Source organism: Mycobacterium sp. TH-M25, assembly GCF_057473665.1.
On the sequence record NZ_JBYCLA010000597.1, the window covers coordinates 1 to 4,405 of the forward strand.

6 protein-coding genes are annotated in these 4,405 nt (G+C 65.9%); 4 read left to right on the top strand and 2 right to left on the bottom strand.

All coding sequences use genetic code 11. The features are described from left to right. The 4 genes from AC2VOU_RS19870 to AC2VOU_RS19885 form a co-directional block, all read left to right on the top strand. The coding region (locus AC2VOU_RS19870) for an ISAs1 family transposase (protein WP_486958903.1) at positions 1-634 on the top strand (634 nt) is incomplete at its 5' end. A 200-nt stretch (positions 635-834) separates the two neighbouring features. After that, on the top strand, positions 835-1,104 hold the full coding sequence (locus AC2VOU_RS19875; protein WP_486958904.1) for a hypothetical protein: 270 nt from the start codon (positions 835-837) through the stop codon (positions 1,102-1,104). Between the two features lie 245 nt (positions 1,105-1,349). Further along, positions 1,350-1,748 (top strand): hypothetical protein, encoded by a 399-nt coding sequence (locus AC2VOU_RS19880; RefSeq protein WP_486958905.1) that lies wholly within the window; start codon positions 1,350-1,352, stop codon positions 1,746-1,748. 21 nt (positions 1,749-1,769) lie between these two features. Beyond that, positions 1,770-2,132: a PIN domain-containing protein gene (locus tag AC2VOU_RS19885; protein ID WP_486958906.1), complete on the top strand. Its 363-nt coding sequence runs from the start codon at positions 1,770-1,772 to the stop codon at positions 2,130-2,132. Positions 2,133-2,151: 19 nt separating this feature from the next. On the opposite strand, the gene lpqB is transcribed toward AC2VOU_RS19885, so the two are convergent. Both lpqB and AC2VOU_RS19895 read right to left on the bottom strand, forming a co-directional pair. Beyond that, on the bottom strand, positions 2,152-3,912 hold the full coding sequence (gene lpqB / locus AC2VOU_RS19890) for an MtrAB system accessory lipoprotein LpqB (RefSeq protein ID WP_486958907.1): 1,761 nt from the start codon (positions 3,910-3,912) through the stop codon (positions 2,152-2,154). Next, on the bottom strand, positions 3,912-4,405 hold a 494-nt coding region (locus AC2VOU_RS19895), incomplete at its 5' end, for a sensor histidine kinase (protein WP_486958908.1). The genes lpqB and AC2VOU_RS19895, both read right to left, overlap by 1 nt.

Consider the following 4,405-nt stretch of genomic DNA (forward strand, 5'->3'; position numbering starts at 1 on the left):
GAACACGACGCGCAACGAACAACTGTTGGCAGCGAGCGCGCGAGCGCGCGCGATGGCGAGGGTGCCCGACCCACGCGATCGGCGCGGGGTGCGCTACTCGTTGATCGGGGTGCTTGCGTTGGCAGTCACCGCCACCGTGGCCGGGTGCCGCTCGTTCGCGGCGATCGGCCAATGGGCCGCGGAGAGCACAGCCGACATACTGCTGTCGTTCGGACTCACCAGCGGCAACGCGCCGGACGAGTCGACGTTGAGAAAGTTGTTCGCCCGCCTGGATGCCGACGCCCTGGATCGGGCGCTGGGTCAGTGGACGTGGACGCGAACCTTCACCGTCGACCAACGCCGCGTGATTGCTCTGGACGGCAAAACCGTGCGAGGCGCACGTACTCGCCCCGACGGTAAGGCCCCATTCGACCACGGCGCCGGTGTCGTCCTCGGACAGGTTGCCGTCGATGCGAAAAGCAACGAAATACCCGCAGCCCGAACACTGTTGAGCCACCTTGATCTCGACGGCGCGGTGGGGACTCTCGATGCGATGCACACCCAGACCGACACCGCCGCAGCCATCACCGCAGCAGGCGGGGACTACGTGTTCACGGTGAAGGCAAACATGCCCACCCTGCACCACAAGCTCTAGAAGCTGCCGTGGAAGGACATGCCCGTCACAACGGCGAGGACCACTGACCGCGGCCGGCGGGTCACCCGCACGATCAAGGTCGCCGATGTTCTGTTCCCGACTGGATCGATTTCCCCGGTGCGGCCCAAGTCGCCCAACTGCGCCGCACCGCCACCGACAAAACAACCAAGACCGTTGAGGTCGTCTACCTGATCACCTCCGTGAACCACACCGACGCGCCGCCGCAGCGACTCGCCGCCTGGGTACAAGGCCACTGGGGCATAGAAAATCGCCTCCACTGGGTCCGAGACCTGACGTTCGCAGAGTACGGTTCTCAAGTACGTACCGGACAGGCGCCACGGGTGATGGCCAGCTGCCGCAACTTCGCGATCAGCATGCTGCGGATCGCCGGCTGGGACAACATCGCCGCCGGCCTACGTCACCACGCCAGACACCCAGATCACGCTCTCAAACTGATCCTGACCTCATAAGACGTGACTTTTCCGGGACCCTGAGTCGCGAGGCGACCACCCCAAAAATGTTCAGCCCGGAACGGATGATGAATGTCCGTCGGCGATGCAAGGCCTCGAGTGTCTTGAGCTGGACTGACGGAACACCTCCGCCGGTCTTCGATCAGAGCCCCGGTATTCCGGCTGTTAGCGACCCTTGGTCGCTAGGCTGACACGCAGTTCGATGCCCACGGTGCGCGAGTGGTCGGCACGGGAAAGGAGGATCCATGTATCCAGCCAGTGGCAATGGCCAACCCGTACCGGTCCAGCCCGTCGGACCAGTGCAGCCCGTCCCGCCCGGACCGGTGTTTCGTGTGACCGTCACCAAACACACCGGGGCACTGTTTCTTTGGTTCAACCAGCGACAGACCATCACCGGCAGTTACGCCCAATGCGACGCGGCCATCACCCGCGCTCAGCAGCACAACCTGATCTTCGGCTGGTGGAGTTTCTTGTCGGTGCTGCTGAACCCCATCGCACTGTTGAGCAACTCGTCTGCGCGAAAATCGTTACAACAGCAGACCTATCAGGCCCACCAGTATGCGCAGTGGTGGGCCAGCACCTACGGCGCGCGGCAGCAGCCGAGTTGGACACCTTCACCGGGATCCGCTGGGCCGGGGTGGTAGTGCGCCGATGCCTTGTGTCGCTTGCTGCTCAACGATGTTCCCGACCAACATGCGGCGGCCGTCACGCTACTTGAACGTACCGATGCACCATTCGTGGTGTCCGACGTCGCCGTCATCGAGGTGGTCTTCGCGCTGTGCCGCCACTACCACTTCAGCCGCGACGAAGCAGCCGAGGCGATCGAAGGCATGATGTCGTTGACCCACATCGATTGCAACCGAACCCTGTTCGTGCGCGCACTGCGGCTTTTCACGGATCATCCGAAGCTGTCGTTCGAGGATTGCTGCCTGGTGACATACGCGGAATTATCCAACGCCCAACCATTGTGGACCTTCGATAGAAAACCGGCCGGCCAAGCCTCCTCGGCCCGACTGGTGCCGGTATGACGACGCCCGGCGGCGCTACTTACCCCGGCATCACCGGGATCGCGCCGCCCGCCATGAACGCCGGCACGTCCAGCCAACCCGACAACCCCTCGGCGCCGGACATGGAAAGCTGCATCACGCCACGCGGATCGGCGACGTAGACCGTCGACGGATTCGCCGCGATCACCCCGACCGGCTGCTGCAAATTGCCGCTCGGCGCATCGGAGTTCACCCCGTCGATGTTCACGTAGGACACCGGAAACACGGCGTCGTTGCGGCTCACCGCGATGTCTTCGTCGGTGCGCCAGGCCAACGACACCACCGAGGAGCCCAACCCAAAACCGAGCCGCCGCGGATAGGCCAGTGCGAACTGACCGGCCTGTGTCTGTTCCACGCTGGCCAGGATTACCTGGCCGTTGATCGCCATCGCCGCTCGCGTGCCGTCGCGGGACAGCTGCAACTCGGCGATCACTCCCGGGAAACGGCTGGACACCGCAGCTGAGTCGACCGGCAGCCGGGCCGGCTGGCCGGAGGCGGTCTCCTGAATGGCGCGCAGCACGGTGTTGCCGTCTGCCACCACCCACACCGCGTCGTCCAATGACCAGGTCGGCCGCGAAAGGGTGTGTCCGTCAGCGGCTTCGGCCGCCTCACCGCCGAGGTCACCGATCCACAACGACGACGCCATGTCGGGGGCGCCGGGCCGTTGCACCACCACCGAGGCCGCCCGATGCCCGTTGCGGGACAGCGCGGCAGAGGACTGGTCGGTGGCCCGGCCGAACGCACCGGGCACCGGGTCGGAGCGCTGGCCGTCGAGTGCCACGACGCGACCGCCGATCAGCGCATGCACCCCGGCGGCCGCGCCTTCGGCCACGCCCGGGTCGGTCGCGGCGACGTCGGCGGTGGTCCATCCGTCGGCGAAGCGCTCGTCGAGCGATGCACCGTCTGCCTTGATCACGTACGGGCCCTTGATGTCTGCGCGCGCGAGCGTCCAGATGATCTGCGCGGCAACCAATTGCCTGCTTCGCGGGTCGGCAACGGTCAGCAATTCCAAGTCGATGCGGGCACCGCCGTAGCCGCGGCCGACACCGCTCTTTCCGCCGTCGGCACGAGTCACCGGGCCACGCAGTCGCACTGGTGGAGTCAGCATGTTGTGCACGCTTTTCACCATCTCCGGTCGTGGGCCAGCGATCAGCTTGGAGACCAATTCCGTTGCCAGCTGGTCACGATCGGACACCGCGACGTAGCGCGGGTCCGGCACCATCGTCCTACCGGTCGGGTCGGAGAAATACAGCGTGTTGCGCTTGTAGGTGGCCTGGAATTGCTGCCAGTCCAAAAACACCCCGTCGGGCAGCTTGTCGATGCGCCAACCGCCCGGCGTCTTGACCAATTCGATCGGCCCGGGGTCGGGCAGCTGTCCCTCGGCGGTCTCGAACACTCCGATATCGGACAGCGAACCGAGTACCTCGGCCCGCATGGCCACCGAAACCCGCTCGGCACTATGGGTTTCGACGAACACCACGTGGTCGACCAGCAGCGCGCTGCCCGCATCGTCCCATTTATTGGAGGCCGTCTGGGTGAGGAACTGCCGGGCCGCCAGGTGCCGGTTGGCGGGATCGGCGGTGGCCTTGAGGAATTCGCGCAGCAGCACATCGGGATCCATACCGGGTGTCGGCTTGGGCAGGTTGGCCGGCGCCGGCCGGTCGACCCTGCCGATGGCCTGCGGCGCCGAGCTGTTGGGCACACCGGCGCATGCCGTCAGGACGACGCCGACCGTGACCAGCAGTGCAGCCAAGCGCCGCATCACACGCTCCTATCCGCGTGCTCGCGTTGTCGCGGTGGCTGCTCATTGCGATCCGGGGCAACAGGTTTCATCGGCAGTGGGCTGGTGGTCACCTTGTGCCCGCGCACCAGCGGCAGGGTGAGGCGGAAGCAGGCGCCGTTGCCGGGCTCCCCCCATGCCTCGAGCCGGCCCTGGTGCAGACGGGCGTCCTCCACGCTGATCGCCAGTCCCAGACCGGTCCCGCCGGACCGGCGCACCCGCGACGGGTCGGAGCGCCAGAACCGGCTGAACACCAGTTTCTCCTCGCCCGGCCGGAGTCCGACGCCGTAGTCGCGAACCGTGACCGCGACGGTGTCCTCGTCGTAGCCCATCCTGATCCGGACCGGTTTGTGTTCGGCGTGGTCGATCGCATTCGCGATCAGATTGCGCAGAATCCGCTCGACCCGCCGCGGATCGACCTCGGCGATGACGTCTTCGTCCGGCATGTCGACGATCATCTGCACGCCGGCGTCTT